Annotated in this window: 27 protein-coding genes; 14 read left to right on the top strand and 13 right to left on the bottom strand. The window is 67.1% G+C overall.

What is annotated here, in order from left to right:
* Nucleotides 1-220: 220 nt before the first annotated feature.
* From ABNQ39_RS07970 to ABNQ39_RS08005, 8 genes are all read left to right on the top strand, one after another.
* Nucleotides 221-1,567 carry an ABC1 kinase family protein gene (locus ABNQ39_RS07970; protein ID WP_376956658.1) on the top strand — a complete coding sequence of 449 codons (1,347 nt, stop codon included), beginning with the start codon at nt 221-223 and terminating at the stop codon, nt 1,565-1,567.
* A gap of 250 nt (nt 1,568-1,817) precedes the next feature.
* Nucleotides 1,818-3,539 carry a methyl-accepting chemotaxis protein gene (locus tag ABNQ39_RS07975; RefSeq protein ID WP_376956660.1) on the top strand — a complete coding sequence of 574 codons (1,722 nt, stop codon included), beginning with the start codon at nt 1,818-1,820 and terminating at the stop codon, nt 3,537-3,539.
* 97 nt (nt 3,540-3,636) lie between these two features.
* Complete coding sequence (gene queA, locus ABNQ39_RS07980; RefSeq protein ID WP_376956662.1) at nt 3,637-4,665, top strand: tRNA preQ1(34) S-adenosylmethionine ribosyltransferase-isomerase QueA; 1,029 nt, start codon at nt 3,637-3,639, stop codon at nt 4,663-4,665.
* Complete coding sequence (gene tgt, locus ABNQ39_RS07985) at nt 4,662-5,930, top strand: tRNA guanosine(34) transglycosylase Tgt (RefSeq protein ID WP_376956664.1); 1,269 nt, start codon at nt 4,662-4,664, stop codon at nt 5,928-5,930. The genes queA and tgt overlap by 4 nt, the downstream gene beginning before the upstream one ends.
* Nucleotides 5,923-6,387: a preQ(1) synthase gene (gene queF, locus ABNQ39_RS07990; protein WP_098739403.1), complete on the top strand. Its 465-nt coding sequence runs from the start codon at nt 5,923-5,925 to the stop codon at nt 6,385-6,387. Before tgt ends, queF begins: the two co-directional genes overlap by 8 nt.
* Nucleotides 6,374-7,462, top strand: coding sequence for a tRNA epoxyqueuosine(34) reductase QueG (gene queG / locus ABNQ39_RS07995; RefSeq protein ID WP_376956667.1), 1,089 nt, complete (start codon nt 6,374-6,376; stop codon nt 7,460-7,462). The genes queF and queG overlap by 14 nt, the downstream gene beginning before the upstream one ends.
* Before the next feature lie 147 nt (nt 7,463-7,609).
* Nucleotides 7,610-8,785 carry a GNAT family N-acetyltransferase gene (locus ABNQ39_RS08000; RefSeq protein ID WP_376959767.1) on the top strand — a complete coding sequence of 392 codons (1,176 nt, stop codon included), beginning with the start codon at nt 7,610-7,612 and terminating at the stop codon, nt 8,783-8,785.
* Between the two features lie 117 nt (nt 8,786-8,902).
* On the top strand, nt 8,903-11,308 hold the full coding sequence (locus tag ABNQ39_RS08005; protein WP_376956669.1) for a methyl-accepting chemotaxis protein: 2,406 nt from the start codon (nt 8,903-8,905) through the stop codon (nt 11,306-11,308).
* A gap of 49 nt (nt 11,309-11,357) precedes the next feature.
* Here the strand turns inward: ABNQ39_RS08005 and ABNQ39_RS08010 are convergent, their stop codons facing one another.
* Nucleotides 11,358-11,834, bottom strand: coding sequence for a CYTH domain-containing protein (locus ABNQ39_RS08010; RefSeq protein ID WP_376956671.1), 477 nt, complete (start codon nt 11,832-11,834; stop codon nt 11,358-11,360).
* A 181-nt stretch (nt 11,835-12,015) separates the two neighbouring features.
* Between ABNQ39_RS08010 and ABNQ39_RS08015 the strand changes: the two genes are divergently transcribed.
* Nucleotides 12,016-12,240 carry a hypothetical protein gene (locus ABNQ39_RS08015; protein ID WP_247872832.1) on the top strand — a complete coding sequence of 75 codons (225 nt, stop codon included), beginning with the start codon at nt 12,016-12,018 and terminating at the stop codon, nt 12,238-12,240.
* A gap of 22 nt (nt 12,241-12,262) precedes the next feature.
* Here ABNQ39_RS08015 and ABNQ39_RS08020 read toward each other — a convergent pair whose 3' ends face one another.
* The gene (locus ABNQ39_RS08020) at nt 12,263-12,418 is read right to left on the bottom strand and encodes a DUF3309 family protein (RefSeq protein ID WP_042694949.1); all 156 of its coding nucleotides are present in this window, start codon (nt 12,416-12,418) and stop codon (nt 12,263-12,265) included.
* Nucleotides 12,419-12,743: 325 nt separating this feature from the next.
* Between ABNQ39_RS08020 and ABNQ39_RS08025 the strand changes: the two genes are divergently transcribed.
* Nucleotides 12,744-13,121 (top strand): hypothetical protein, encoded by a 378-nt coding sequence (locus ABNQ39_RS08025; protein WP_376956672.1) that lies wholly within the window; start codon nt 12,744-12,746, stop codon nt 13,119-13,121.
* Between the two features lie 20 nt (nt 13,122-13,141).
* Here the strand turns inward: ABNQ39_RS08025 and ABNQ39_RS08030 are convergent, their stop codons facing one another.
* Complete coding sequence (locus tag ABNQ39_RS08030; RefSeq protein WP_376956674.1) at nt 13,142-14,068, bottom strand: CDP-alcohol phosphatidyltransferase family protein; 927 nt, start codon at nt 14,066-14,068, stop codon at nt 13,142-13,144.
* Nucleotides 14,065-14,763 carry a phosphatidylserine decarboxylase gene (locus ABNQ39_RS08035; protein ID WP_376956676.1) on the bottom strand — a complete coding sequence of 233 codons (699 nt, stop codon included), beginning with the start codon at nt 14,761-14,763 and terminating at the stop codon, nt 14,065-14,067. Before ABNQ39_RS08035 ends, ABNQ39_RS08030 begins: the two co-directional genes overlap by 4 nt.
* Nucleotides 14,764-14,894: 131 nt before the next feature.
* On the opposite strand from ABNQ39_RS08035, the gene ABNQ39_RS08040 reads away from it, so the two are divergent.
* Nucleotides 14,895-15,365 (top strand): hypothetical protein, encoded by a 471-nt coding sequence (locus ABNQ39_RS08040; protein WP_376956678.1) that lies wholly within the window; start codon nt 14,895-14,897, stop codon nt 15,363-15,365.
* Between the two features lie 19 nt (nt 15,366-15,384).
* Here the strand turns inward: ABNQ39_RS08040 and ABNQ39_RS08045 are convergent, their stop codons facing one another.
* From ABNQ39_RS08045 to ABNQ39_RS08065, 5 genes are all read right to left on the bottom strand, one after another.
* Entirely contained in the window at nt 15,385-15,825 is a 441-nt protein-coding gene (locus ABNQ39_RS08045; protein ID WP_376956680.1) for a DUF29 domain-containing protein, read from the bottom strand.
* 76 nt (nt 15,826-15,901) lie between these two features.
* The gene (locus tag ABNQ39_RS08050) at nt 15,902-16,990 is read right to left on the bottom strand and encodes a BMP family ABC transporter substrate-binding protein (RefSeq protein WP_376959768.1); all 1,089 of its coding nucleotides are present in this window, start codon (nt 16,988-16,990) and stop codon (nt 15,902-15,904) included.
* Between the two features lie 78 nt (nt 16,991-17,068).
* Nucleotides 17,069-17,998 carry an ABC transporter permease gene (locus tag ABNQ39_RS08055; RefSeq protein WP_376956682.1) on the bottom strand — a complete coding sequence of 310 codons (930 nt, stop codon included), beginning with the start codon at nt 17,996-17,998 and terminating at the stop codon, nt 17,069-17,071.
* On the bottom strand, nt 17,995-19,071 hold the full coding sequence (locus ABNQ39_RS08060; RefSeq protein ID WP_376956684.1) for an ABC transporter permease: 1,077 nt from the start codon (nt 19,069-19,071) through the stop codon (nt 17,995-17,997). Before ABNQ39_RS08060 ends, ABNQ39_RS08055 begins: the two co-directional genes overlap by 4 nt.
* Before the next feature lie 27 nt (nt 19,072-19,098).
* On the bottom strand, nt 19,099-20,676 hold the full coding sequence (locus tag ABNQ39_RS08065; protein WP_376956686.1) for an ABC transporter ATP-binding protein: 1,578 nt from the start codon (nt 20,674-20,676) through the stop codon (nt 19,099-19,101).
* Between the two features lie 275 nt (nt 20,677-20,951).
* On the opposite strand from ABNQ39_RS08065, the gene ABNQ39_RS08070 reads away from it, so the two are divergent.
* Together ABNQ39_RS08070 and ABNQ39_RS08075 are read left to right on the top strand one after the other, a co-directional pair.
* Complete coding sequence (locus tag ABNQ39_RS08070; protein WP_376956688.1) at nt 20,952-21,866, top strand: CAF17-like 4Fe-4S cluster assembly/insertion protein YgfZ; 915 nt, start codon at nt 20,952-20,954, stop codon at nt 21,864-21,866.
* A gap of 94 nt (nt 21,867-21,960) precedes the next feature.
* Nucleotides 21,961-22,512 (top strand): PRC-barrel domain-containing protein, encoded by a 552-nt coding sequence (locus tag ABNQ39_RS08075; RefSeq protein WP_376956690.1) that lies wholly within the window; start codon nt 21,961-21,963, stop codon nt 22,510-22,512.
* Between the two features lie 42 nt (nt 22,513-22,554).
* On the opposite strand, the gene ABNQ39_RS08080 is transcribed toward ABNQ39_RS08075, so the two are convergent.
* From ABNQ39_RS08080 to crcB, 4 genes are read right to left on the bottom strand one after another with little or no spacing between them, the layout of a single operon-like run.
* Nucleotides 22,555-23,250 (bottom strand): ATP12 family chaperone protein, encoded by a 696-nt coding sequence (locus tag ABNQ39_RS08080; protein ID WP_376956692.1) that lies wholly within the window; start codon nt 23,248-23,250, stop codon nt 22,555-22,557.
* A 3-nt stretch (nt 23,251-23,253) separates the two neighbouring features.
* On the bottom strand, nt 23,254-23,940 hold the full coding sequence (locus ABNQ39_RS08085) for an HAD-IA family hydrolase (protein ID WP_376959769.1): 687 nt from the start codon (nt 23,938-23,940) through the stop codon (nt 23,254-23,256).
* A complete protein-coding gene (locus ABNQ39_RS08090) occupies nt 23,940-25,007 on the bottom strand; it encodes an RluA family pseudouridine synthase (protein ID WP_376956694.1) in 1,068 nt (355 codons plus the stop codon). Before ABNQ39_RS08090 ends, ABNQ39_RS08085 begins: the two co-directional genes overlap by 1 nt.
* Nucleotides 25,007-25,408: a fluoride efflux transporter CrcB gene (gene crcB / locus ABNQ39_RS08095; protein WP_376956696.1), complete on the bottom strand. Its 402-nt coding sequence runs from the start codon at nt 25,406-25,408 to the stop codon at nt 25,007-25,009. Before crcB ends, ABNQ39_RS08090 begins: the two co-directional genes overlap by 1 nt.
* A 109-nt stretch (nt 25,409-25,517) precedes the next feature.
* On the opposite strand from crcB, the gene ABNQ39_RS08100 reads away from it, so the two are divergent.
* Nucleotides 25,518-26,081 (top strand): cysteine hydrolase family protein, encoded by a 564-nt coding sequence (locus ABNQ39_RS08100; RefSeq protein ID WP_376956698.1) that lies wholly within the window; start codon nt 25,518-25,520, stop codon nt 26,079-26,081.
* Nucleotides 26,082-26,084: the final 3 nt, after the last annotated feature.

The following is a 26,084-nucleotide window of genomic DNA, read 5'->3' on the forward strand; positions in this document are numbered from 1 at the left end:
CTACTGTTCCGCTCAAGCTAACCGCTTGGACGGTAAGGTGTTTCCGATGTTCGCTCACTTCACCTCGGTGTTGATTACTGTAAGACGAAGCCTGCGCTCCTTTCACAGAGCTGTCAAGAAAATCGCATGCTGCGCCGCAGCGCCTTTCGGAGGCAGTCCATCGGCGGTCTCCGAACGGGCGGGGCTGGCCTTTTGCCGGAGGCGAACCCACCTTGTGGGCATGCCGGAACACGATGAGAACACATGGGGCGGACGGGTCGCGCGGTATGCGCGGGTCGGCACCGCCGTTGGCGGGCTGGCCGCGCGGCTGGCGGGCGAGCGCGTGCTGGGAATCCGCGTGGAGCGGGAGCGCCACGCGGCGGAACTGCGGGCCGCACTCGGCGGGCTGAAAGGGCCGCTGATGAAGGTGGCGCAGATCCTCTCGACCATCCCCGACGCCCTGCCGAAGGAATACACCCAGGAGCTGGCGCAGTTGCAGGCCGACGCGCCGTCGATGGGCTGGCCCTTCGTCAAGCGGCGGATGGCGAGCGAGCTTGGCCCCAGCTGGCAATCGCGCTTCCAGAGCTTCGAGCATACGGCGGCCGCCGCCGCGTCGCTGGGTCAGGTCCATAAGGCCATCGGGCCGGACGGGCGGGAGCTTGCCTGCAAGCTGCAATATCCCGACATGGCCTCGGCCGTCGAGGCCGACCTGCGGCAGCTCGGCCTGATCTTCGCGATCTTCGAGCGAACCGACAGCGCCATCTCCACCCGCCAGATCCAGAAGGAGATCGGCGCCCGCCTGCGCGAGGAGCTGGATTACGAGCGCGAGGCGAAACACACCCGCCTTTATCAGTCCATTCTGGCCGGCACGGCCGGCGTCCATGTGCCGGACGTGGTGCCGGAGCTGTCGAGCAAGCGGCTGCTGACCATGGGATGGGTGCATGGCCGCAAGATCCTGGACTTCGTCGCCGAACATCCGGAGGCGCGCGACGAGCTGGCAATGAACATGTTCCGGGCCTGGTACGTGCCCTTCTACAATTACGGCGTCATCCACGGCGACCCGCATCTGGGCAACTACACGGTCCGGCCCGACCGCTCGATCAACCTGCTCGATTTCGGCTGCATCCGCGTCTTCAAGCCCAGCTTCGTCAAGGGCGTGATCGACCTCTACAATGCGCTGCGCACCGACAACCGCGAGCAGGCGGTGGAGGCCTACCGCACCTGGGGTTTCGTCAACCCGTCGAACGAGCTGGTCGACGTGCTGAACATCTGGGCGCGCTTCGTCTATGCCCCGATCATGGAGGACCGCCAGCGTAAGATCGAGGAGACCAACGGCGGCCATTACGGTCGTGAGACGGCCGGCAAGGTCCATGCCGAGCTGCGCCGCGTCGGCGGCGTGGAAATCCCGCGCGAGTTCGTCTTCATGGACCGCGCCGCGGTCGGGCTGGGCTCGGTCTTCCTGCATCTGAAGGCGGAGCTGAACTGGTACCAGATGTTCCAGGGGCTGATCCGCGACTTCGACGTAGATGCGCTGGCGGCGCGGCAGAGCGCTGCGCTGGCGGCGCAGGGATTGCCGCCAGCGGACTGAGAATAAATCGCAAACGCCCACGCCGCTCACTCAATGACCGATCAATCAATATAAAGACCAAACTATCGGGAAATCTTTCTGAACCCTGCTCGGATTTTTATGGCTTTCTGTTTGAATGCGAACGGAACCGCTCGACAGCATCGTTATTGATCACTTATTCAAAAACAGGATGCCTGACAGCGGGTCCGTCGACCCTCCGCTTCGTCCGGCCTGATCCAAGTCAGCGGATTCGAGCGAGGGATACATAGGAATGTCGATCAAGCGCAGATTGTCGATCGCAATGGCCCTGATTGCGGCCATCCTGCTGTTCTCGATGGCGGCGACCTGGATGACGGTGAGCGGGGAGCACGACTCGCTGAACACCATGGAAAGCGCGTCCGACCGCGTGACCGAGAACGGTCTGGAACTGGTCAAGTCGATCAAGGAAATCCAGATCCACGTCATTCAGGTTCAGCAATGGCTGACCGATGTGTCCGCCACCCGCGGGCTCGACGGGCTGGATGACGGCCCGGCCAAGGCGGCCGAGCATGCCGAAGGGTTCAGGGCCGAGATCGCGCGTGCTGCGGCACTCGCCTCCACGCTCGACCTGACCGATGTTCAGGAGTCGTTGCGCGAGACGGCAGGCGCGTTCGCCCCTTATTACGACACCGGCAAGCGGATGGCCGAAGCCTTCATCGCCGACGGCCCGGCTGGCGGCAACCGCCTGATGGGCGAATTCGACAAGACGGCGGAAGCCATCACCGACAGCCTGGAAGCCCTGGTCAGCAAGACCGATACGGCCACCGCCGCGGAGATCGCCAAGCTGAACCGGTCGATCGACACCGTGCGGGCCGATGTCGATTCGCTGAAGCTGGTGGTGATTGCCGGCGGCCTGATCGGGCTGGTCGCCTGTCTGGGCACCGCCATCATGATGACGCGCGGCGTCACCCGTCCGCTGTCCGCCATGACCGACGCGATGCATCGTCTGGCCGACGGCGATACTGCTGTGGTCGTGCCGGCCGAAGGTCGCGCGGACGAAATCGGAGCCATGGCATCGGCGCTCGTCGTCTTCAAAGGCAATGCCATCGAAAAACGCCGGCTGGAGGAGGAGCAGCGCAACGCCGACCTGCGGGCGGAGGAAGAACGCATCCAGGCCATGCGGCAGCTGGCCGACCGGCTGGAACAGAGAATTGGCGGCATCCTGCGCACGGTCACCGGCGAGGCGCGGGTGCTGCAACAGGCGGCTAAGATGATGACCGACACGGCAGACCAGACCAATCTCCGGTCGGAAGCGGTCGCCGCCGCCACCCAGCAGACCTCCGCCAGCGTCGAGACGGTCGCCGCTGCGGCGGAGGAACTGTCGGCATCGGTCGGGGAGATCGGTCGACAGGTCTCGCAATCGACGGGCATCGCCGAGGAGGCGGTCGAGCGTGCACGGCATGCCAACGCCAAGGTCGATGGGTTGGCCGCCGCGGCCCGGCAGGTCGGCGACGTGGTCCAGCTGATCAACTCCATCGCCTCGCAGACCAACCTGCTGGCGCTGAACGCGACCATCGAAGCCGCAAGGGCGGGAGAGGCCGGCAAGGGATTCGCCGTGGTGGCGGGCGAGGTGAAGAATCTCGCCAACCAGACCGCCAAGGCGACGGAGGAGATCTCCGCCCAGATCACCGCCATCCAGGCCGCCACCGGCGAGGCCGTCTCCGACATCCAGGGCATCACGCGCGTCATCGAATCGATGAACGATATTGCAACCGGCATTGCCGGAGCGGTGTCGCAGCAGGCCGCCGCCACCGGGGAGATCGCCCGCAACGCACAGCAGGCCTCCACCGGCACCCGCGACGTGAACCACAACATCACCGGCGTGTCGGCTGCCGCAGGGGAAACCGGCACCGCCGCCAAGAATGTGCTGAACGCCTCCACCACCCTGTCGCAGGAGGCGGTGGCGATGGAGCGTCAGCTTGCCGAGTTCCTGTCGCAGTTGCGCGCGGCGTGATTAGACAGGGATCGGGATGGGACCGGTCCGGCAGGACTGTGTCCCGTTCCTGTCCCTTCACAACGGGGGCCGGTTCGGTCTATAGCTTGCGCCTCCCATGAAGACAGCCGATTTCGACTTCGACCTGCCGCCAGACCGGATCGCCGAGCATCCCGTCCGGCCGCGTGACGCCGCCCGCCTGCTGGAGGTGGGTTCCTCCCTGCGCGACTTCATCGTGCGGGATTTGCCGACGCTGTTGCAGCCGGGCGACCTGATGGTCGTCAACGACACCCGTGTCATCCCGGCCCGGCTCGACGGCCGGCGCGGCGAGGTCGCGGTGGAGATCACGCTGCACAAGCGGCTGGGCGAACGGGAATGGGCAACCTTCTCCAAGCCCGGCAAGCGGCTGAAACCCGGCGACACCATCGTCATAGCGGATGACTTCAGCGCCGAGGTGATCGCCAAGGACGGCATGGAGGTGCGACTGCGCTTCTCCGCCGGCGGGGCTAATCTCATGGAGGCGCTGCACCGCCATGGCCGGATGCCGCTGCCGCCCTACATCCGCCGCAAGGCGGACGAGGGCGACAACGCCGATTACCAGACCGTCTTCGCCGCCCGCGAGGGCGCCGTCGCCGCTCCAACGGCCGGGCTGCACTTCACGCCGGAGCTGCTGGCGGCACTGGATGAGCGTGGCGTGCGGCGGGTGCCGGTGACGCTGCATGTCGGGGCAGGCACCTTTCTGCCGGTGAAGGTCGACGACATCGCCGACCACAAGATGCACAGCGAATGGGGCGAGATCTCTCCTGAGACCGCCGCCGCGGTAAACGAGACGCGCAAGGCCGGCGGCCGGATCGTCTCGGTCGGCACCACGGCGTTGCGCATCCTGGAGACGGCGGGCCAACCGGACGGGACGCTGGTCCCCTTCAGCGGCGACACCGACATCTTCATCACCCCTGGCTACCGCTTCCGCATCGTCGATCTCTTGTGGACCAACTTCCACCTGCCGAAATCGACCCTGTTCATGCTGGTCTGCGCCTTCGCCGGCTATGACCGCATGCGCGCGGCCTATCGGCACGCCATCGACACCGACTATCGCTTCTTCAGCTACGGCGACGCCTCGCTGCTGCACAGGACGGACCCAACATGACCGGCATCGGCTTTGACCTTCTGGCGACCGACGGGCGGGCGCGGCGCGGCCGCGTCACCACCGCCCACGGCACCATCGAGACGCCGGCCTTCATGCCGGTCGGCACCGCCGCGACGGTGAAGGCGATGACCACCGATGCGGTGGCTTCCACGGGTGCGGAAATCCTGCTGGGCAACACCTATCACCTGATGCTGCGCCCGACGGCGGAGCGGGTGGCCCAGTTGGGCGGCCTGCACCGCTTCATGAACTGGGACAAGCCGATCTTGACCGACAGCGGCGGCTTCCAGGTGATGAGCCTGTCCGACCTGCGCACCATGTCGGAGGAAGGCGTCACCTTCAAATCGCACCTGGACGGCAGCCGGCACCACCTGACGCCGGAACGCTCCATCCAGATCCAGCACATGCTGGACAGCAACATCACCATGTGCCTGGACGAGTGCACGCCCTTCCCCGCCACCGAGGCGCAGGCGGAATCCTCCATGCGCCTGTCGATGCGCTGGGCGCGGCGCAGCAAGGATGCCTTTGTCGAACGCCCCGGCTACGGCCTGTTCGGCATCGTCCAAGGCGGGATCTATCCGGAGCAGCGGGCGGAGAGCGTCGCCGCCCTGACCGACATCGGCTTCGACGGCTACGCCATCGGCGGGCTGGCGGTCGGCGAAGGCCAGGAGACGATGTTCCGCGTGCTCGACTTCACCGAGCCGCTGATGGTCAAGGACCGCCCGCGCTACCTGATGGGTGTCGGCCGGCCGAGCGACCTGATCGGCGCGGTGCGGCGCGGTGTCGACATGTTCGACTGCGTGATGCCGACGCGGTCGGGCCGCACCGGTCAGGCCTTCGTCCGCCGCGGCACCATCAACATCCGCAACGCCCGCCATGCCCATGACGAGCGGCCGCTCGATGCCGAGTGCGGCTGCCCGACTTGCCGAAGCTACAGCCGGGGCTATCTGCATCATCTGTTCAAGGCGGACGAGATGCTGGGGCCGATGCTGCTGACTTGGCACAACCTGCATTACTACCAGGACGTGATGCGGACGATGCGGCAGGCCATCGCCGACGGCAATTTCGAGGAGGTGGCCGGCGCGATGGAGGCCCGCATGAACGAGGGCGACATCGAGGCGACCGTGGACCCCATCGCCAAGCCCGGCAAGCCGCCGAAGCAAGGCCGCCCGCCGAAGGCCAGCAAAGACAGTGCTCCGCCGAAGGCGGACAATGACAGCGCCCCGCCGGAAGCCGAGCGGGTGGCGGAGGAAAAGACCGATGAGTGAGAACATCTACGCCGGCCTGACCCAGCTCGGCGGCTCCACAATCCAGCCCAGGACGCCGGAAGAGGCGGTGCTTGAGCGGGTGCCGAACCCGAACCCCGGCACTCCCTATTGCGTGCGCTTCACCGCACCCGAATTCACCTCGCTCTGCCCGATCACCGGCCAGCCGGACTTCGCCCATCTGGTCATCGACTATGTGCCCGGCGACTGGCTGGTCGAATCGAAGTCGCTGAAGCTGTTCCTGACCAGCTTCCGCAACCACGGCGCCTTCCACGAGGCCTGCACGGTGGGCATCGGCAAGCGGCTGGTGGACGAACTGTCGCCGGTGTGGCTGCGCATCGGCGGCTACTGGTATCCGCGCGGCGGCATCCCCATCGACGTGTTCTTCCAGACAGGGGAGCCGCCGAAGGGCGTCTGGATCCCGTCGCAGGACGTGCCGACCTACCGTGGCCGCGGCTAAGCCCGCTCCGCTGTCTTCCGCCGATCCGGCTCGGCTGCGGGACGCCATCCGCGACCGCGCGCTGGCGGTGGGCTTCGACGCGGTGGGCTTCGCCCCCGCCGCGCTGGGGCCGGAGGCGCGCGAGCGTCTCGCGCAGTTCGTCGCCGAGGGGCGGCACGGCGACATGGGGTGGATGGCCGAGCGCAGCGACCAGCGCAGCCATCCGCAGTCGCTGTGGGACGAGGCGCGCACCGTCATCGCGCTCGGCACCAGCTACGCCCCGCACGACGACCCGCGCCGTCTGGCGGAGCATCCCGACCGCGGCATCATCTCGGTCTATGCCCGCAACCGCGATTACCACGACCTCGTGAAAGGCCGGCTGAAGACGCTGGCGCAATGGCTGGCGCACCAGACCAAGGCCGGCGTGAAGGTGTTCGTCGACACCGCCCCGGTGATGGAAAAGCCGCTGGCGGCGCAGGCCGGGCTGGGCTGGCAGGGCAAGCACACCAATCTGGTGTCGCGCGACCATGGCTCCTGGCTGTTCCTGGGCGAGATCTACACGACGCTGGAGTTGCCCCCCGACCTGCCGGCGCTCGACCGCTGCGGCTCCTGCGACCGCTGTCAGGTTGTCTGCCCGACCGACGCCTTCCCGGCGCCCTACCAGATCGACGCCCGGCGCTGCATCAGCTATCTGACCATAGAGCACAAGGGGCCGATTCCCGACGACCTCAAGCCGCTGATGGGCAACCGCATTTATGGCTGCGACGATTGCCTTGCCGCCTGTCCCTGGAATAAGTTCGCCCGCGCGACCCGCGAGCCCGCCTTCCTGCCGCGTGCCGAACTGACCGCGCCGCGGCTGGCCGATCTGGCGCAGTTGGACGATGCCGGATTCCGGCAGGTGTTCAGCGGCTCCCCCATCAAGCGCATCGGCCGCGACCGCTTCGTCCGCAATGTCCTCATCGCCATCGGCAACAGCGGCGATCCATCGCTGAAACCGGTGGCCGAGGCCCTGGCACAGGACGTCAGCGAGGTGGTGCGCGAGACCGCCGGGTGGGCAGCAGCGAGATTGAGCGGCGCGACGAGCACGGACGCCTGAACGGCATTTCCTCTACGCGTTCACGTTCTCCGCTCACCCTGTTGCCGCCACCGCTGTTTCATTGTCATATGAACAGACTCGCATCTTTGCTGCACGAAGCCCGCGCCGCGGTCCCGCCGGCCGCTGAACGAGTGGAGGCCTGTCGTCATCCTTCCTGCTCACCATCATGAATACGGGCCGGCCCAGCCGGAGGAGCTGAGCGCCGTCGCCCGGTTGGCGCGGCTCGGCTTCGGGCTGTCGCGCGACCTGTTCGACCGCTACGCCGGCCTGTTCGGCATGGACAGCATCCGCGTCCTGCGTGTTCCACAATCCACCGGCACCTCATTGGCCGCCTGTGCCGCCTTTTGGACGATGAACCAGTGGTTCGGCGGGCGGCCGGTTCCGGTGCAGGCCATCGCCATGGTGGCGGTCGACCCGGCCCTGCGCGGCGCCGGCCATGGCAGTGCGCTGATGCGGGCCCTGCTGATCGAGGGGCGGCAGGCCGGGGCTGCGTTGGCGGTGCTCTGCCCGGCAACCCTTCCCTTCTACCGTCGGCTCGGCTTTGGCCGCGGCGGCGTCACATGCCGCTGGAGCGCACCGCCGTCGGCCTTTGCACAGTCCGGGGCTGCCGCAAGCGACTTGTGGCCGGCGGATCCGCTCGACGCCGCGCCGTTGGCAATGCTTCGCCACCCCCTGCTGAAAGAGCAGAACGGCCTGCCGGAAAGGACCGAGGCGCTGTGGACGCTCGCCCTCTGCCCGGACGGCGAGCCGTCGGGGCTTTACCGCAACCAGGATGGCTATATCGCGGTGACGCCGCCCCAGGATCGGCGCCTCGACGTCGCCGATCTCTGCCTGCCCTCCGCACGGTCGCTGAAACCGGCCATGACCATGCTGGCCGGTTTCAGGGCTCAAGCGGACCGGGTGACATGGCGTGGCGGTCCGGATGACCCGCTGGCTCTGCTTGCCGGCGATGGCGTGGCGCTGGAATGCCGCGAGGAGTGGCTGGTCCGCCCCCTCGATGTCGGCAAGGCCCTTGAGGCGCGGGGCTATCCAGCCGACATACGAGAGTATGCTATTTTTGAGATAAATGACGATTCAATTTTCGGCAATTGCGAACGCCACCACCTTGAGGTTGTCAGTTCTGCTGGAAATATCTCGAAAACAGCGCAAGTCCTTGACCTTCCGGCTCGGATCGGCACCGCCGCTTTCGCCAGTCTGTTCACGGGGCATGCAAGCGCTCGCGCACTTTGGAGAGCTGGTTTGCTTCATGGTGAAGAAAAGATGATCGACCGTTTGCACCGCGTATTTCGCGGCGCACCGTGCTGGATGCCCGACCGCTTCTGAAATAAGTGGGATTCCTGACTTGAATCAAACCGGACATAAAGCGTCCTGTGGTTCAATCGTCCCAATGAACGGGGAGAAGCATCGCCACTTGCGATGCCATCGGGGAGTCCATAATCCATGACGATCGGAACGCGGATCGCACTTGGCTTTGCTGCCGTGCTGCTCCTGACGGTTGGCGTGGCGTTCGTCGGCTGGAACAGCCTGAGCACCTACGCCGAAAGGGTCGGTCTGGAAGCCCATACCGCCGACCTCGACACGAGGCTGAAGTCGGTGCGGCTGGAGGAGGCGCGATTCGTCACCGAACGCGACGCCAAGGCCGCGACCAATGTCCCGGGCATGCTGGACGCCCTGCAGGCCGAAGCGCAGCAGACTCGCGCCGCCCTGACCGACGGCGAAGGACGCCGGCTGCTGGACGAGGTGCTGTCCGGCATCGACGGCTACCGCGCCGCCTTCAACAATTTCGTCGCCCAGGACGGTGAGGCGCATGCGCGCACCGCCAGCATGGAAATGCGCGCCCGTGCCCTGCGCGAGATCGCCGAGAAGATCGGCAAGCAGCAATCGGAGCGCTATGACCTGAATATGGCCAGCAAGCGCGACGCCGACACCGAGCTGCGCCACAGCATGGACACGGCAGAGCGCGCGAACCGCGTCATCGAACGGGTGCTGGAGGTCCGGCGCCAGCAGAGCGATCTGCGCCGCAACGCCGATCAGGCCCTGGCCGACCGTATCGTCGCGGCGCTGGACGAGCTGGTGCAGATCACCGACACCGTCGCCAAGGACCTCGTCGGCACCAATGACGAGGAATCCGCTGCCCGGATCGCCGGCGACGCCCGCGCCTACCACGACACCGTGCGCGCCCTGCATGGCAAGGGCATCGCCGCGCTGACCGAGGTCGGCGTGGCCACCGGACTGGACGAGGCGGCCCGCGGCGTGCAGGAGCGCGCCATGGAGCTTCAGAAGAACCAGGCCATGGTGACCGAAGCGCTGACCGAAGCCTCGAAATACGCCCAGAGCGAGGTGAACGAGGCCGTCATGCTGCGCGGTCTGGCGATGCGGCTGGTGCAGGACGCCCAATCGGCGATGCTGGCCCAGCGCGATTTCCTGCTGACCGGCTCGGCGGACGCCAAAGTCGCGGCCGCCGCCGCGGTGAAGGAGATCCTGGCGATTGCCGGACAGGCCGGCGCCGCCCTGGTCGATCGGGAAGGGCGGGCGCTGATCGCCGCCATCACCGAGGCCGCCCGCGCTTTCGACTCGGAATTCACCGCACTGTCCTCTGCCGTCGCCAAGCAGCACGATGCGTCGGTGGCGATGGCCAAGGCATCGGCCGCGGTCAGCGGTCAGGTCGGACGGCTGGTCACCCTGCAGCGCGAGGATCGCGAGGCCGGCCGCGCCAGCGCCGGCATGGTGATCGCCATCGGTGCGGCGGTGGCGCTGCTGCTGGGCGCATTGATGGCCTGGATCATCGACCGCGCCATCACCCACCCGCTGCACGCCATGACCGGCGCCATGGGACGGCTCGCCGAAGGCGACCTGAGCGTCGACATTCCCGGTGGCGACCGCAAGGACGAGCTGCGCAACATGGCCGCCGCCATGACCATCTTCAAGGACAACGCCCTGGAGATGCGGCGGATGGAGCGCGAGAGGGAGGAGATGCGCATCCAGATCGACGCCGACCGCCGCCGGACGATGAACGAGTTCGCCAACGGCTTCGAACAGGCGGTGTCGGGCGTGGTGACCTCGCTGACCGAATCGGCCGGCTCGCTGGGCCGCGATGCGCAGGAGATGTCGTCGGACGCGGCGCTGACCACGGCGAAATCCACCGCCGTCGCCACCGCCTCGCAGCAGGCGACCGCGAATGTGCAGACCGTCGCCGCGGCGGCGGAACAGCTGTCGGCCTCCATCGCCGAAATCTCGCGCCAGCTGAATGCCAGCTCCGCCACCGCGTCGGGGGCAGCCGACAAGGCGGTGCAGACCAACAGCATCGTCGAGGGTCTGTCGATGGCCGCCGAGCGCATCGGTCAGGTCGTCGGCCTGATCGGCGAGATCGCCGAGCAGACCAACCTCCTGGCGCTCAACGCCACCATCGAAGCCGCCCGCGCCGGCGAGGCCGGCAAGGGCTTCGCCGTGGTGGCGACCGAGGTCAAGAACCTCGCCGGCCAGACCGCCAAGGCGACCGAGGAGATTTCCGCCCAGGTCGCGGAGATGCAGACCGCCACCACCAGCGCGGTGGAGGCCATCCGCACCATTTCCGACGCGGTAACCGCGATCAGCGGCACGGTGACGGACATCGCGCTCGAAATGGAGCAGCAGGGCAGCGCCACGCGCGAGATCGCCCAGAATGTCCAGCAGGCGGCAGAAGGCACCCAGCAGGTGATGCGCAACATCGCCGAGGTGACCACCGCTGCCACCAAGACCGGCGGCGCCGCCGATGCGGTTCTAGACGCCAGCCGCACCCTCGCGACCCAGGCCGACCGCCTGCGCGGCGAGGTTCAGGGTTTCCTGAACAAGGTGCGGACGGCCTGACCCCCTCTGCTGGCTTATCGCCGCTCGGGTCGCGCCCACACGCGACCCTTCAAGCGGCGGCGGACCAGCGCCGGATCGGCGCACGGGAAAGGGCGGAGTTGCCGTAGGCACGCAGCGTGGTGACCTCCGCGCCGATCCAGTCCGGCAGCGGCACCGTCTGGTCGGGGGTCTCCAATTCGACCTCTGCAATGACGAGGCCGGAGTTCTCGCCGTCGAAGACATCGATCTCCCAGCACAGGCCGTCCTGGCAATGGCGGTAGCGGGTCTTTTCGATCACCCGGCCTTCGCAGCTGTGGAGAAGAAGCTGGCGGGCGAAATCCAGATCCAGGGGGTGTTCCACCTCGTCCCGGCAAGCTCCGCGCTTCAGCGATTTGATGGTGAGAGTCGCGCGGTCTTCCGCGATGCGGACGCGGACCGTGCTGACGCCGTCGGACGGCAGGTATCCCTGGACCATTCGGACGCCATTCCGGCAGAGATGCCGGACATCCTTGCGGACGAGAAAACGCCGCTCGATTTCCAGTGCCATGGCTAGGCCCTTCGGACGATCTTGTCGACGACCCTAGCCGAAAGTCCCCACCGGCTTCAACCTCGTTGCCCTGTGTGCAGCGCAACCGAGGCTGCATGCATCCGCATTATGCCGTGACGATCGGCCGCAACAGCCTGGAGATTGATGCTATCGTCGGAGGATGAATGCCGATCTTTCCGCCATGATTCCCTGGGCCGCGATCCCCTGGCTGATCCTGTTCGCCCTGTACGGGCTGCCACTGCTGCATGTGGCCTTGTCGCGCCGGGGTGGCGGGTGGCGGCCGCCGGCCGGGTCGCGCTGCCCGTTCGGACCGCGCGCCGGGTGGCTGGTGATGGTGCTGATGCTGGGGCCGGTCGGATGGCTGATGTTTGCGCTCCGCCGGCCCCGCCGCCCATCGGGCAGATAGCATCAGGCCGACAGGTTGCGGATCAGATCCGGCCCATCAGCAGCAGAACGATCAGGACGATCAGCAGCACGCCGAGGATGCCGCTGGGACCATAGCCCCAGCCGCGGCTGTGCGGCCAAGCCGGAACGGCGCCGAGAAGCATCAGAATGAGGATGATGAGCAGAATCGTGCCGAGCATGGCCCTCTCCCTTATGATGGAGCATTTGTGACGGACAAGCGGAACCTCAACGGGATCCTCTGGACTTTGTTCCTGTCCGGCTCGAACGTGACGGTTCGCCACCACCAAGGAGGGATGTCGCCCCACCGGCGCTCCCCGAACGCGACACCGCCGATCTTTCGGCGAGTTCGCCCCTGTTGACGGACGGCGCGTGGCCGCTTAGGCTCCTGTCCATGAACGTGCATCGCATCGACGGCATTCTGCGAATTAGCGGCCCGGTTCTCCTTTGAGAGCCGGGGATTTCGCTCGTCCAGTCCGCAGAACCGTCTGAAGGCCCGATCACGCCATGTCCAGCACCGTGAACACCAATTCCCTGAACGCCAATTCTTCGAATGCCGCCCCCTTGCCCGCTTCGGACGCGCGCGCGACAGCACCCGGCCGCCGGGTCGTCTACTCCCTGGTCGCCGACGCCGATCCCGGCACCCTGCCCCGCGTTCTGGAATATGTCGCCAAGCGCGGATTGGTCCCGCTGGCCCTGCACAGCCGGTTGACCGACGACATGCTCGACATCGCCATGGAAATCGGCGATTTGCCCAAGGCAGAAACCGACCATGTCGGCCGTTGCCTGGGGCAAATCCCGATGGTGGCGCGCGTCACCGTGACCGAACTGGCTGCCGAAGTTGCGGCAGCCGAGCGGTTCGCGGAATTGGCCGCGGCAGAATAGAAAAGGGGAGAGGAAGCCGGTCAGACCGGCTTCCGTGCCTCGCCCTCGGGCGTCGCTGCTTCCGGAGCCTGCGATCCGGCTTCCTGCACATCGGCCTCCTGCGTCTCCGGCAGCGGCTCATCGATCTCCGTGCGCATCAGTTCGGCAGCCCGTTGCAGCTTGCGGAACTGGGCGATGGAGAATGGCAGGCTGACCATATAGGCGATGCCGACGATGGAGAGCGTCCACCAGGGCTGGCTGACCATCATCGCCGCCAGCAGCCCGACGCCGGCCAGGGCCGGCACCACCCAATGGGCCGGGACCCGCGCACCCTTGAAGGAGAAGGTCGGCAGGATGCTGACCATCAGCCCGCCGATCAGCAGGGTCCACGGCACGATGACGGCCGGATGGCCGGGGAACTCCGGACCGACCTCGAACCCCAGGATCATCGGCAGCAGGACGAGGCCGGCCCCGGCCGGCGCCGGCACGCCGGTGAAATAGTTGTAGGCCCAGGGCGGCAGATCGACCACGCCAAGCCGTGAGTTGAAGCGCGCCAGCCGCAAGGCGCAGCACACGGCATAGGCCATGGCGGCGATCCAGCCCAGGCTGCCCGCGCCGTTCAGCCCCCACAGATACATCATGAAGGCTGGGGCGACGCCGAAGCTGATGGCGTCGGACAGGCTGTCCAGTTCCGCCCCGAACTTGCTCTGCCCGTTCAGAAGGCGGGCGATCCGACCGTCCAGCGCATCCAGGATGGCGGCGATGACGATGGCGATGACCGCCGGCTCCCACCGCTCCTGCATGGCGAATCGGATCGCGGTCAGGCCGGAGCAGAGCGCCAGCACCGTCAGCACGTTCGGCAACAGGTGGTTGATCGACAGTCCTTTCAGCCGCGGGTGCGGCCGGCCGGGACGGCGCGCCCGGTGCGGGCGGAAGATCTGCTGGCGGAAGACGGGCGGTCGTTTCATCGCCGCACATCCCCCTGCCGCTGCGCTTCGGTCCCGTCCAGGTCGGCCAGGATCGTCTCGCCGCCGATGGCGGTCTGGCCGACGCAGACCAGCGGGGCGACGCCGTCGGGCAGATAGATGTCGGTGCGGCTGCCGAATCGGATCAGGCCGAACCGTTCGCCCGCCTTCACCTCCTGCCCGGCCTTGACCCACCACAGGATGCGGCGCGCCACCAGGCCGGCGATCTGGACATAGGCGATCTCGCGCCCGTCCGGCAGGCGGTGGCGGAAGGCCATCCGCTCGTTCTCGTCGCTCGCCTTGTCCAGCGCGGCGTTGACGAAGGTGCCCTTGTGGTATTCGGCGGCCACGATGATGCCTTCGGCCGGCACACGGTTGACGTGGACGTTGAAGACGTTGAGGAACACGCTGATCCGTGTCAGCGCCTTGTCCCCCATGCCGAGTTCCTTCGGCGGAACCGCCTGGACGATCATGGTGACACGCCCGTCGGCCGGGCTGACCAGCAGGCCGGGCCGCGTCGGCGTCACCCGGTCAGGATCGCGGAAGAAGTAGGCGCACCACAGGGTGAGCACCAAGCCGATCCAGCCGAGCGGCGCCCAGACGGCGAGGCCCAGGATCAGGGAGACCACCGCGAAACCGGCGATGAAGGGCCAGCCGGCACGGTGGATGGGGACGACGACGGTATCGATGGCGGACATCGCCTGCTTTCTTCGTATTTTCAGACCAAAGCGAACAGCCATTCTAGCTGTGCGTTGCAAGCCTTTACAGAATTTTAGCGGCCGGAGCCCATGCTGTCGTCTCCATCGACCCTGAAGCCGAGCGTGCCGCCTTGTCCGTTCCCGATCTGAAGACCATTCAATCGCTGGCCGAAGTGCCGGACGGCGCCCTGCCCATCAATCCCGGCTCCATCGAGATGACGCCCGAGGGCGTTCTCGGCATCGCCAGACCGCCCCGCCCCTGCAAGCTGACCTTCATGGCCGACGGCCTGCCCTTCAACGTCGCCGTGCGGCATGAAGGGCCGGAGGACGGCGGCGGCTCGATCTGCCAGATCTGGGCCGATGTCGGCCACGTGCCCTACACCGCCCAGGCCCCGGAGCGCCGCCGCGCCCTGCTGGCGGTCCTGCGCGGGATCGAAGGGCTGCCGCATGTCCGCTTCATCGTGCAGGGCGGACAGAAGATCATCGTGTTCTCGGAAATCCGTCTGGAACACCATGCCTCGCCCGAGGACCTGTTCCACCAGACCATCCTGGTCCTGCAGGAAGCGCGTCCGTTCCTGCGCCTGCTGGGCGAGTATCTTTAAGGGCGGGACGGCCGGAACCTCAGCCTTCCGGCCAGAACCCCTCGTCCATCATCTCGGCGAAGCTCCACGGGCACTGAACGGCGAACACCGCTTCGTCGATCCCCGTTTCGGCCGCAGCGTCGCGCCGCGCCAGCCGATAGGCATCGGCAATCGATTCGCCAAGCTTCGACTTCAGGCTTGGATTGTCCCGCAGGTGCGTTTCGATTTCGTCGCGGCTGTTGGCAATCGAAAGACGCCAGGAGTTACCGCGGCGGGCCGGTTGATGCTCCCATTTCAGCAAATGGTGCAGGAGCACACGCAGCCGACTGACCAATTCCCGCTTCTCGGTCTTGCCCATGCTCTCGATCTCCTCGGCGATGTGCTCGATATCGGCCGAGTCGAGTTTGCCGGCCCGCAGAAGGGCGGCCTGTTCGTTTGCCCAGGCGTAGAAATCGCGGTCGTAGAGGCTGCTTCCGTCCATCGCCCACCTCCCCACATCACCGATGGGCGCTGCGGACCGGAGGTTTCCGCCCCCGGTCCGCAGCGCCATGCGGTGCTTACTTCGGAACCTTGCCCTGCACGCCTTCGACGTACCAGTCCATCTTCAGGATCTGCTCGTCGGTGGCGGTCTTGCCTTCCGGGATCACGACCTTGCCGGACTGGTCCTTGACCGGGCCCTGGAAGGAGTGGCGCTTGCCGGACACGATGTCGGCCTTGATTTGGTCGGCCATCTTCACGATGTCGGCCGGAATGGCCGGGTTATAGGGGGCCAGCTCGACCATGCCGGTGCTGATGCCGCCCCAGGTGTCGACCGGCTTCCAACTGCCGTCGAGAACCGCCTTCACACGGTCAACATAGTAACCGTTCCAGTCCTCGACGATCGCGGTCAGGTGCGACTTCGGACCGAAGCGGGTCATGTCCGACGACTGGCCGACCGACCACAGCCCACGCTCCTGCGCGGTCTGGATCGGGGCCGGGCTGTCGGTGTGCTGGACGATGATGTCGGCACCCTGGTCGATCAGCGCCTTGGCCGCCTCGGCTTCCTTGCCGGGGTCGTACCAGCTGTTGACCCAGACCACGCGGACCTCGGCCTTCGGGTTCTGCTCGCGCAGCGCGATGGTGAAGGCGTTGATGCCGCCGACCACCTCGGGAATCGGGTAGGAGCCGATGTAGCCGATGATGTTCGACTTGGTCATCTTGCCGGCGATGGCGCCCACTACCGTGCGGCCCTCATAGAAGCGGCCGGAGTAGGTCGCGACGTTCTCGGCGCGCTTGTAGCCGGTGGCATGCTCGAACTTCACGTCGGGATGGCGCTTGGCCACCTTCAGCGTCGGGTTCATGAAGCCGAAGGAGGTGGTGAAGATCAGCTTGTGGCCGCTGGCCGCCAGCTGCTCGATCACGCGCTCGGCGTCGGCGCCTTCCGGCACGTTCTCGACGAAGGTGGTGGTGACCTTGTCGCCCAGCGCCTTCTCGACGGCGAGACGGCCCTGGTCGTGCTGATAGCTGTAGCCATGGTCGCTGACCGGGCCGACATAGACGAAGCCGACCTTCAGCTTCTCCTGCGCGAAGGCGGAGCCCATGCCCGCGCCCAGCCCCACGCTCAGCGCGATCGCGGCACCGGCCAGACCCAGCACCGTCTTGCCCATCGTCCTTCTGTTCACGTCGACGCTCCTTATTCTTGATGTCGTGAGATATGGGCTTTGTTTCGTTTTCGAAACGACGCGTCAAGCATCGGGATGAAACAGTTTTCCCAGACAGGCCGGCGCGTTCAGGCGGATGCGGGCGACGTCCCGCGAAATCAGCACCAGGACCAGAACGGTAGCCAGATACGGCAGCATCGACAAGAGCTGCGACGGCACGTCGATGCCCAGCCCCTGGACATGAAGCTGCAGGATGGTGACGCCGCCGAACAGCCAGGCGCCAAGCATGGCGCGCATCGGCTTCCAGGTGGCGAACACCACCAGCGCCAGCGCGATCCAGCCGCGGCCCGAGGTCATGTTCTCCGCCCACATCGGCGTGTAGTCCATCGACAGGAAGGCGCCGCCCAACCCGGCCATGGCGCCGCCGAACAGTACGGCGAGGAAACGGATGCGCAGGACCTTGTAGCCCAGCGCATGGGCGGCCGTGTGGTTCTCTCCCACCGCGCGCAGAACGAGGCCGGCACGGCTGCGGTAGAGGAACAGGTGGACCAGCGGGACGGCGGCAACAGCCAGATAGACCATGATGTCCTGGCCGAACAGCGCCTGCCCCACCACCGGCAGGTCGGTCAGGCCGGGGATGTGGAGCTTTGGCAGACCCTCCAGCGGAATGCCGACGAAGCCCTGGCCGATCAGCGCCGACAGGCCGACGCCGAACAAGGTCAGCGCAAGGCCGGTGGCGACTTGGTTGGCGAGCAGGAACAGGGTCAGCACGGCGAACAGCGAGGCGGTGGCAGCGCCGGCGAAGGCCGCGACGAGGAAACCGGTGACGGGGCTGCCGGTCTGCACCGTCACGGCGAAGCCGCAGACGGCGCCGACCAGCATCATGCCCTCGACACCCAGGTTGAGGACGCCCGACTTCTCGACCACCAGCTCGCCCAAGGCGGCGAGCAGCAGCGGCGTCGCCGCCGCGAACATGGCGGCCAGGATCGGGCCGATCAGGGCAAGGTCGTTCATGCCGCAGCCCTCCGCGCACCGAAGCGGACCCGGTAGCGGATCAGCACATCGCTCGCCAGCAGGAAGAACAGAAGCATGCCCTGGAACACTCCGGTGATGGCCTTGGGCAGGCCCATGGCGATCTGTGCCGCCTCGCCGCCGATGAAGGACAGCGCCATCAGCAGCGCCGCCAGCAGGATGCCGACCGGGTGCAGCCGGCCGAGGAAGGCGACGATGATGGCAGTATAGCCGTAGCCGGGCGAAATGCTGGCGGTGATCTGGCCGATGGGACCGGCGACCTCGCCCATGCCGGCGATGCCGGCCAGCGCACCCGACAGCAGCAGGGTCAGCCAGACGATGCGCTTCTGGTCGAAGCCGGCATAGCCGGCGGCGGCCGGGGTCAGGCCGATCACCTTGATCTGGAAGCCGATGAAGGTCCGCGCGATCAGCAGCCAGCCGCCCGCCACCGCCAGCAGGGCCAACAGCGCCCCCAGATGGACGCGGGTTCCGGCCCACAGGATCGGCAGCGTCGCATCGGCTTCGAACAGCCGCGATTCGGGGAAGGCGAAGCCGTCGGGATCGCGGAAGGGACCATGGACCAGATAGTTCAGCAGCAGCAGCGCCACGTAATTCAGCATCAAGCTGGTCAGGATCTCGCTGGCGTTGAAGCGCAGCCGCAGAAAGGCCGGCACCGCCGCCCAGACCGCCCCGCCGATGGCCCCGCCGATCACCATCATCGGCAGCAGCCACCAGCCGCCCTCGCCATAGAAGGCCAGCGCCAGCCCGCCGCCGGTGATGGCGCCCAGCGTCAGCTGCCCTTCGGCACCGATGTTCCAGACATTGGCGCGGAAACCGATGGCGAGCCCGACGGCGCACAGCACGAGCGGCGTCGCCTTCACCACCAGTTCGCCGACACCGCGGACCGAGATCACCGGCGCGACGAAGAAGGAATAGAGCGCCTTCAACGGGTCGAAGCCCATCGCCAGGAACAGGATGAAACCGCTGAGCAGTGTCAGCGCCACCGCCAGCAGCGGGGTGACGTAGACCATGGTCTTCGACGCCTGCCCGCGCGGTTCAAGACGGATGAAGCTCATGCGGCGTCTCCGGTGCTCAAAAAACCATCAGACCGCACGCGTGATCTCCCCGTCTTCGTCCGGCGGCGTGCCGAACAGGCCGCCCATCAGCAGGCCGATGCGCTCCACACTCGTCTCGTGCGTCGGCCGGCTGTCGGACAGTCGGCCATGGAACAGCACGGAAATCCGGTCGCTCAGCACGAACAGCTCGTCCAGATCCTGGCTGATGACCAGCACGGCAGCCCCCGAGCGCGCCAGATCGATCAGCGCCTTGTGGATCGCAGCGGCGGCGCCGGCATCGACGCCCCAGGTCGGCTGGCCGACCACCAGTAGCTTGGGCTTCTGGAGGATTTCCCGGCCGATGATGAATTTCTGCAGATTGCCGCCCGAAAGCGACCGCGCCTCCGCCCGATGACCATGCGCCACGACGTTGAAGCCGCGGATGATCGTCTCGGCATAAGCACGGGCGCGGGCGAAATGGACCATGCCACCGCGCACCAGCGGCTCGCGGGCATAACCAGACAGCAGCGCGTTCTCCGACAGGCTCAGTTCCGGCACGGCACCGCGGCCCAGCCGCTCCTCCGGCACGAAGGCGAGGCCGAGCGTCCGGCGCGCCCGCGGCCCGAGATGCCCGGCCGACGTGCCCTCGATCACCACGGCGTCGGCGTCGGCGAGCAGAGCCTCGCCACTTAGGGCCGCCATCAGCTCCGCCTGCCCATTGCCGGCGACACCGGCGATGCCGAGGATCTCGCCCGCCCGGACCTCGAAATTGACGTCCTTCAGGTTGGTGGCGAAAGGATTGTCGGAGGTTGTGGACAGGTGGCGCACCGTCAGGCGGGCAACGCCGGCCACACCCTGCGGCGGCCGTTCGGGGGTGGACAGCTCCGCCCCCATCATCATCTCGGCGAGGCTGCGCGCGGTTTCCCGCCGCGGATCGGCGGCGCCCACCACCTTGCCGGCGCGCAGCACGGTAGCGCGGCTGCACAGGGCGCGGATTTCCTCCAGCTTGTGCGAGATGTAGAGGATCGTGCAGCCTTCCGCCGCCAGGACGCGCAGTGTCTCGAACAGCTTGGCCGCCTCCTGCGGCGTCAGGACAGAGGTCGGCTCGTCCATGATCAGCAGCTTCGGATCCTGCAACAGGCAGCGCACGATCTCGACCCGCTGGCGCTCGCCCACCGACAGGTGGAAGACGTGGCGGCCGGGGTCCAGCGCCAGACCGTAGCGTTCCGACACCTCGCGGATGCGGCCGGCGAGCTGGTCCATCGGCCCGGCATTGTCGAGGCCGAGCGCGATGTTCTCGGTCACCGTCAGCGTGTCGAACAGCGAGAAATGCTGGAACACCATGCCGATGCCGAGACGGCGCGCGCCGGCCGGGTCGGGAACGACCGTTTCCGCCCCCTGCCACAGCATGGTCCCGGAATCGGGGTGCAGCACCCCGTAGATCATCTTGACCAGGGTGGACTTGCCGGCCCCGTTCTCACCCAGCAGCGCATGGATCTCACCCGGTTGCAGGACGAGATCGACATGGTCGTTGGCCAGACAGCCTGGGAATCGCTTGGTGATGCCGCGCAGCTCCAAACGGGGCGGCGGAGCGTCCGGGGGGTAGGTCTCGGCGTGCGAAGGCAAGGAGGAGCAATCCGGAAAAAGGTCAAACCTGTATGGCATTGCCAAAGCCGTGCCACCGCTACCAACAGAGTAATCCGGCGGCACCACCGGCCGTCAACAGCCGATCCTCTGCCCAACGGTGATGCATCTGCCGCTTTGGTCATCATGCCACAGTCGGCTCCTGCAACCCAGCCCTTCGCCCAGCTCATTGCCGGGCGCATTGCAGTGCGGCGAGCCCTTGCCAGCCGGGCCGTTCCGCCCAACACTTCAGTCGATTGGATGATGTGGAGGCGAGGATGTCGGCGGGTTACGCAGTTCTGGACCAGCGGAGCGTGGTGGCGGTTACCGGCGAGGACCGCAAGGCGTTCCTGCAAGGGCTGGTGTCCAACGACGTGCTGCGGGTTACGCCGGACCATGCCGCCTATGCCCTGTTCCTGACGCCGCAGGGCAAATTCCTTCATGATTTCAACTTGGTCGAGTCGGGAGCGGAATCGGATGCCGCACTGCTGCTGGACCCTGAGACGGATCGTCGCGCCGACCTGCTGCGCCGGCTGAAGATGTACAAGCTGCGCTCGAAAATCGCGCTGGAGGACCGGACGGAGCGGCTTCGCGTGGTCGTCGCCTTCGGGGACGGCGCGCTGGAGGCGCTGGGCCTACCGGCCGAACCGGGTGCCGCGCGGGCTTTCGCCGGCGGGGTCGCCTTCACCGACCCGCGGCTGCCGGCGCTGGGAGCCCGGCTGTTCCTGCCGGCGGACGGGCTTGCGGCATTGGTGGCGGCCGGTCTGGCGCCGCGCGAGGTCGTGGACTACGACCGGCTTCGGCTGTCGCTGGGCATCCCCGACGGCACACTTGACCTGATCCCGGAGAAATCGATCCCGCTGGAAAGCCGGATGGACGCGCTGAACGCGATTTCCTGGGACAAGGGCTGCTACATGGGGCAGGAGCTGACCGCCCGCACCAAGTACCGCGCCCTCATCAAGAAGAAGCTGTTCCCGGTCACCGTCGATGGACCGGCGCCGGATGCCGGCACTCCGGTGACGCTGGATGGCAAGGACGTCGGCGAGATGCGCAGCGGCCGCGACGGCGCCGCGCTTGCTTTGCTGCGGCTGGAGGATGTGCAGCGCGCGACCGAGAACGGGCTGACCTTCCAGGCAGGGACGGCGGTTCTGACGCCGCGCGAACCCGGGTGGGACCATACCACGAAGGGTTAGCCCCACGCCGAAAGAGTTCCCGGAAGGAGTGATCAAACGGGCTTCGCTCCTGTTGTTGTGGTGTCCTCAGACACAACGACAAAGGAGCCACCCCATGCGTCGCACCCTGATCGTCACCGCCGCCTCGCTGGCTCTCATGACGGGCGTCGCCGTCGCGCAGACCTCGTCGCCGACCGTGGGCAACCCGTCCTCGTCCACGTCCAGCATGTCGAACAGCGCAACGCCGGACAGCGCCACCAGCACGACCAACAGCGGCATGACCAAGTCCGGTCCGACGGGCGGCCAGCTCGCCAGCGCCGATGAACTGATCGGCAAGAACGTCTATGGCCGCGACAACAACAAGATCGGTGAGGTCGACGATGTCATCCTCGACGGCACCGGCCAGGCCAAGCAGCTGGTGATCAGCTCCGGCGGCTTCCTCGGCATCGGCGAGAAGCAGGTCGCGGTCGACTACAGCGCCGCCAACTGGGATTCGCAGAACAACCGCCTGAACCTCGCCGGCATGAGCCGCGACGACGTCAAGGCGATGCCGGACTTCAAGTACGACGACACCATGACGTCGCTGAACAAGAATCGTAAGCCGGCCGAGAAGGAAACGGTCGCCCCGGGCGCCGCCCCCACGACCGGCACCACCACGACGAAGTAAGAGTTGCCTGCGGTTTGAGGTGGGGGCATCCGCCCCCACCCGTCATCCCCGCAGCAAATCCACGAAGCGCCGACAGGCCACGATCTCCGCGCGAACGTTCGCACGGCGTTTCGTGGCCTCCGCGTCTTCGCCCCACTGCTCGATCTGGTAGGTTTCGTCCAGCTGCGAGACATCGAATGCCTCTTCGGCGCTGAGACGGCCTTCCAGCAAGGCCAGCGCGACGATGATCGACCCGCACACGCCGGTCGCGGTCTGAAGCGCCGACAGATACCAGTCGTCCGTCCGCTCCACCACCCGGCGCAGGGCGGCCAGAGCCTCCTCCGGCTGCGGCCTGGGCATCAGCCCGGCGCAAACATGCAGCGGCGTGTCATAGGTCAGCGCCGCCCAATCCAGCAGAGGCTGCCAGAGCAGGGCCTGCCGCTCCACCAGCGGCTGGGGATGTTCGGCGCGGTAGCACAGCAGGTCGGTTTCGGCGTAGGCGCTGATGGCGGGGACGATCTCCGGCCGCTTGACCGGGATCAGGTCGACGGCGGTGCTCGACAGCTGCATCAGCGGCATGGAATGGGCGTCGATCTGGTCGCCCTGGGCCGCCCATTCGTCGGCCACGCCCTGGGCCAGCGCCCGGCTAGGGAAGACCAGCGGCGCCTTGGCCGGGCTGCGCACCGGGCGGCCGTCCAGCTCGACCCGGAAACCGCCTTCGGTCTCACCGACGCCCGCAGCCTTGTAGAAACGCTTCATCGCTTACCCTTCCAAAAGCTCCAGCACCGCGGTGGCGACGTCGCGCCCACGGTGGACGATCCGGTCGGCCCCGGCCCGCTCCAACTCCGGCACCGCGTGATAGCCCCAGGAGACGCCGACCGACCGCACCCGCGCGTTGCGGGCCATCTGAATGTCGTAGGTCGTGTCGCCGATCACAACCGTCGCCGCCTCCTCCGCACCGGTCTCCGCCAGCGCACGCTGCACCATGTGCGGGTTGGGCTTGCCCGGACCGACATCGGCGGTCTGCAAGGTGACGAAGCGTTCGGTCAGCCCGTGTCCCTTCAACACCGCGTCCAGCCCACGGCGCGACTTGCCGGTGGCGACCCCCAGCAGAACCCCGGCCTCCTCCAGCGCCGCCAGCGTGTCGAGGATGCCGGGGAACAGCGGTTCGTCCACCTCGCCGCGGCTGCGGGCGCTGGAGAAGGCGCGCTTGTAGCTTTCCGCCACCGCGACATGCAGGTCGGCATCCCGCTCCGGCAGCAGCAGCGCCACCGCCTCGACCAGCGACAGCCCGACCATGCGGCGGACATCGGCCGGCTCGGGCTCACCCAGCCCATGCTCGGCCCAAGCCCGCGTCATGGCGTCTATGATGGCGAACTGGCTGTCGACCAGCGTGCCGTCGCAATCGAAGAGGGCGAGGCGCAGCGGCGATTTCCCCAGCGGTGCCATCATTCGAAATTCTCGAACGGGTCGTCGCGCAGGTTGGGGCTGAAGCCGAAATACTTCCAGGTCGCCAGCATGTGGTCGGGCAGCGGCGCCATCACGTCGATGGTCTTGCCGCCGCGCGGATGCGGCAGGATCAGCCGGCGGGCATGCAGGTGCAGCTTCTTCGCCACCTCGGCTCCGCCGGCCAGGAAGGCGCCCTGCCCCGCATATTTGCCATCGCCCAGGATCGGCGTGCCGACGGCGGCCATATGGACCCGCAGCTGGTGGGTGCGCCCGGTCAACGGCCACATGGCGACGAAGGCCGCCTGCTTGCCGACATTCTCCTGCACCGAATAGACGGTAAGGGCGCGCTTGCCCTCTTCCTTGTTCTCCGCCACCCGCTCGCCATGCGGGCCGCCTTCCTTGGCCAGCGCCAGATCGATCTTGCCCTGGTAGGGCGTCGGCACGCCGACGGTGACGGCCCAGTAGATCTTGCGCACCGCACTGCCGCGGAACAGCTCCGTCAGCTTGCTGGCGGCGAAGGTGGTGCGGGCCAGCAGCAGGACGCCGGAGGTGTCCTTGTCCAACCGGTGGACCAGCTTCGGCCGTTCGTTGCCGTCGAAACGCAGGGCGTCGAGCATGGCGTCGAGATGCTTGGAGGTGCCGGTGCCGCCTTGCACCGCCAGACCGGGCGGCTTGTTGATGGCGATCACGTCGGCGTCGCGGTAGAGCACCAGCGCCTGCAACTCGGCGATCTGCTTGTCCGACATGGCCTTGGGCTTGCTGCTCCCCTGACCCGGTCCCCTGACCGGTGCGGCCCAGGCGGCCAGCGGCGGGATGCGCACACCCTGCTTGGCCGCCAGCCGCGTCGAGGTCTCCGCCCGCTTGCCGTCGACACGGACCTGACCGGTGCGCAGCAGCTTTTGCAGGTAGCTGTGGTTCACGTCGGGGAAATGGCGCTTGAACCAGCGGTCGAGCCGCATGTCGGCCTCGTCGGCCGTGACGATGCGGGTTTCGACCTTGCTGTCGCCTTTGGCTTCGGTCGACGTGGTATCGGCGTGATCGGCAGCGGGCTTGGGAGAGTCAGTCATCAGAGGGACACCGAAACAAGAGAACGCACGGCCCACAGGCCGGCAAAGAAGCCCACCACGCTGAACAGCGTCGAGGCGAGGAAGTATCCCGCCGCCGCGGCGATCTCGTCACGGGCGACGAGGACACCGATGTCCAGCGTGAAGGAGGAGAAGGTGGTGAAGCCGCCCAGGATGCCCACCAGAAGGAAGGCGCGCAGTTCGGGCGACGGCGACCATGTCAGCGCCGCCAGTTCCGACAGCACCCCCATCACCGTGCAACCAATCACGTTTACGATGATCGTTCCCACCGGAAAGCGGCTGCCGATCCATTGTGCGATCACGAGCAGCATCAGGTAGCGCGCCACCGAACCGGCGGCACCGCCGACGGCGACGGCGAGCAAGGACAGGGGGGATGCGAGCACGGCGCCTCCGGACGAGCGCTGGGACAGGGGAACGGGGGTAGAGCGCCGGATTAGAGCCAGAAACCGGCGGACTTGTCACGCGATGGACAATCGCGGCAGGATCGCAGTCATGGAAAAGCTTCCCTTCAACGCCGCTTTGCTGGTCATCGACCTGCAAAAGGCCATCGACGACCCGCGCTGGGCCCTGATCGGCCCGCGCAACAACCCGCAGGCGGAGACCAACGTCGCGGCGCTGCTGGCCGCGTGGCGGCGGGACGGACGGCCCATCGTCCATATCCGCCACGATTCGGTGGAGCCGGACTCCAGCTACCGCCCCGGCGGTCCCGGCCATCCCTTCAAAGACGAGGCGAGGCCACTACCCGGCGAGACCGTGATCGGCAAGCGGGTAAACAGCGCCTTCATCGGCACCGGGCTCGACGAGTGGCTGCGCGGTCACGGCATCGCCACGCTGGTGGTGGCCGGCGTCATCACCAACAACAGCGTCGAGGCGACGGTGCGGATGGCCGGCAACCTCGGCTACGACGTGCGTCTGGTGGCCGACGCCTGCTTCACCTTCGCCAGGAAAGACCGGTCGGGAAGGCTGCGGACGGCCGACGAGGTCCACGACCTGTCGCTCGCCAACATGGACGGCGAATATGCGACGGTCGTGGATACGGCGGCCGTGCTGGGCTGAACG

Origin of the sequence: Azospirillum sp. A26, assembly GCF_042604635.1 — a bacterium.
In the GTDB taxonomy this organism is placed as follows: Bacteria; Pseudomonadota; Alphaproteobacteria; order Azospirillales; family Azospirillaceae; genus Azospirillum; species Azospirillum palustre.

What these genes read in the sequence shown, in the direction of transcription:
- ABNQ39_RS08045 (WP_376956680.1), bottom strand. Translation starts at nt 15,825, where the DNA reads ATGGACGGAAGCAGCCTCTACGACCGCGATTTCTACGCCTGGGCAAAC.
- queF (WP_098739403.1), top strand. Translation starts at nt 5,923, where the DNA reads ATGAGTGAGAACATCTACGCCGGCCTGACCCAGCTCGGCGGCTCCACA.
- ABNQ39_RS08075 (WP_376956690.1), top strand. Translation starts at nt 21,961, where the DNA reads ATGCGTCGCACCCTGATCGTCACCGCCGCCTCGCTGGCTCTCATGACG.
- queA (WP_376956662.1), top strand. Translation starts at nt 3,637, where the DNA reads ATGAAGACAGCCGATTTCGACTTCGACCTGCCGCCAGACCGGATCGCC.
- ABNQ39_RS07975 (WP_376956660.1), top strand. Translation starts at nt 1,818, where the DNA reads ATGTCGATCAAGCGCAGATTGTCGATCGCAATGGCCCTGATTGCGGCC.
- ABNQ39_RS08090 (WP_376956694.1), bottom strand. Translation starts at nt 25,007, where the DNA reads ATGACTGACTCTCCCAAGCCCGCTGCCGATCACGCCGATACCACGTCG.
- ABNQ39_RS08070 (WP_376956688.1), top strand. Translation starts at nt 20,952, where the DNA reads ATGTCGGCGGGTTACGCAGTTCTGGACCAGCGGAGCGTGGTGGCGGTT.
- ABNQ39_RS08055 (WP_376956682.1), bottom strand. Translation starts at nt 17,998, where the DNA reads ATGAACGACCTTGCCCTGATCGGCCCGATCCTGGCCGCCATGTTCGCG.
- ABNQ39_RS08080 (WP_376956692.1), bottom strand. Translation starts at nt 23,250, where the DNA reads ATGAAGCGTTTCTACAAGGCTGCGGGCGTCGGTGAGACCGAAGGCGGT.
- ABNQ39_RS08030 (WP_376956674.1), bottom strand. Translation starts at nt 14,068, where the DNA reads ATGAAACGACCGCCCGTCTTCCGCCAGCAGATCTTCCGCCCGCACCGG.
- ABNQ39_RS08020 (WP_042694949.1), bottom strand. Translation starts at nt 12,418, where the DNA reads ATGCTCGGCACGATTCTGCTCATCATCCTCATTCTGATGCTTCTCGGC.
- ABNQ39_RS08085 (WP_376959769.1), bottom strand. Translation starts at nt 23,940, where the DNA reads ATGGCACCGCTGGGGAAATCGCCGCTGCGCCTCGCCCTCTTCGATTGC.
- ABNQ39_RS08015 (WP_247872832.1), top strand. Translation starts at nt 12,016, where the DNA reads ATGATTCCCTGGGCCGCGATCCCCTGGCTGATCCTGTTCGCCCTGTAC.
- ABNQ39_RS08035 (WP_376956676.1), bottom strand. Translation starts at nt 14,763, where the DNA reads ATGTCCGCCATCGATACCGTCGTCGTCCCCATCCACCGTGCCGGCTGG.
- ABNQ39_RS07970 (WP_376956658.1), top strand. Translation starts at nt 221, where the DNA reads ATGCCGGAACACGATGAGAACACATGGGGCGGACGGGTCGCGCGGTAT.
- ABNQ39_RS08060 (WP_376956684.1), bottom strand. Translation starts at nt 19,071, where the DNA reads ATGAGCTTCATCCGTCTTGAACCGCGCGGGCAGGCGTCGAAGACCATG.
- ABNQ39_RS08005 (WP_376956669.1), top strand. Translation starts at nt 8,903, where the DNA reads ATGACGATCGGAACGCGGATCGCACTTGGCTTTGCTGCCGTGCTGCTC.
- ABNQ39_RS08010 (WP_376956671.1), bottom strand. Translation starts at nt 11,834, where the DNA reads ATGGCACTGGAAATCGAGCGGCGTTTTCTCGTCCGCAAGGATGTCCGG.
- ABNQ39_RS08025 (WP_376956672.1), top strand. Translation starts at nt 12,744, where the DNA reads ATGTCCAGCACCGTGAACACCAATTCCCTGAACGCCAATTCTTCGAAT.
- ABNQ39_RS08050 (WP_376959768.1), bottom strand. Translation starts at nt 16,990, where the DNA reads ATGGGCAAGACGGTGCTGGGTCTGGCCGGTGCCGCGATCGCGCTGAGC.
- tgt (WP_376956664.1), top strand. Translation starts at nt 4,662, where the DNA reads ATGACCGGCATCGGCTTTGACCTTCTGGCGACCGACGGGCGGGCGCGG.
- ABNQ39_RS08100 (WP_376956698.1), top strand. Translation starts at nt 25,518, where the DNA reads ATGGAAAAGCTTCCCTTCAACGCCGCTTTGCTGGTCATCGACCTGCAA.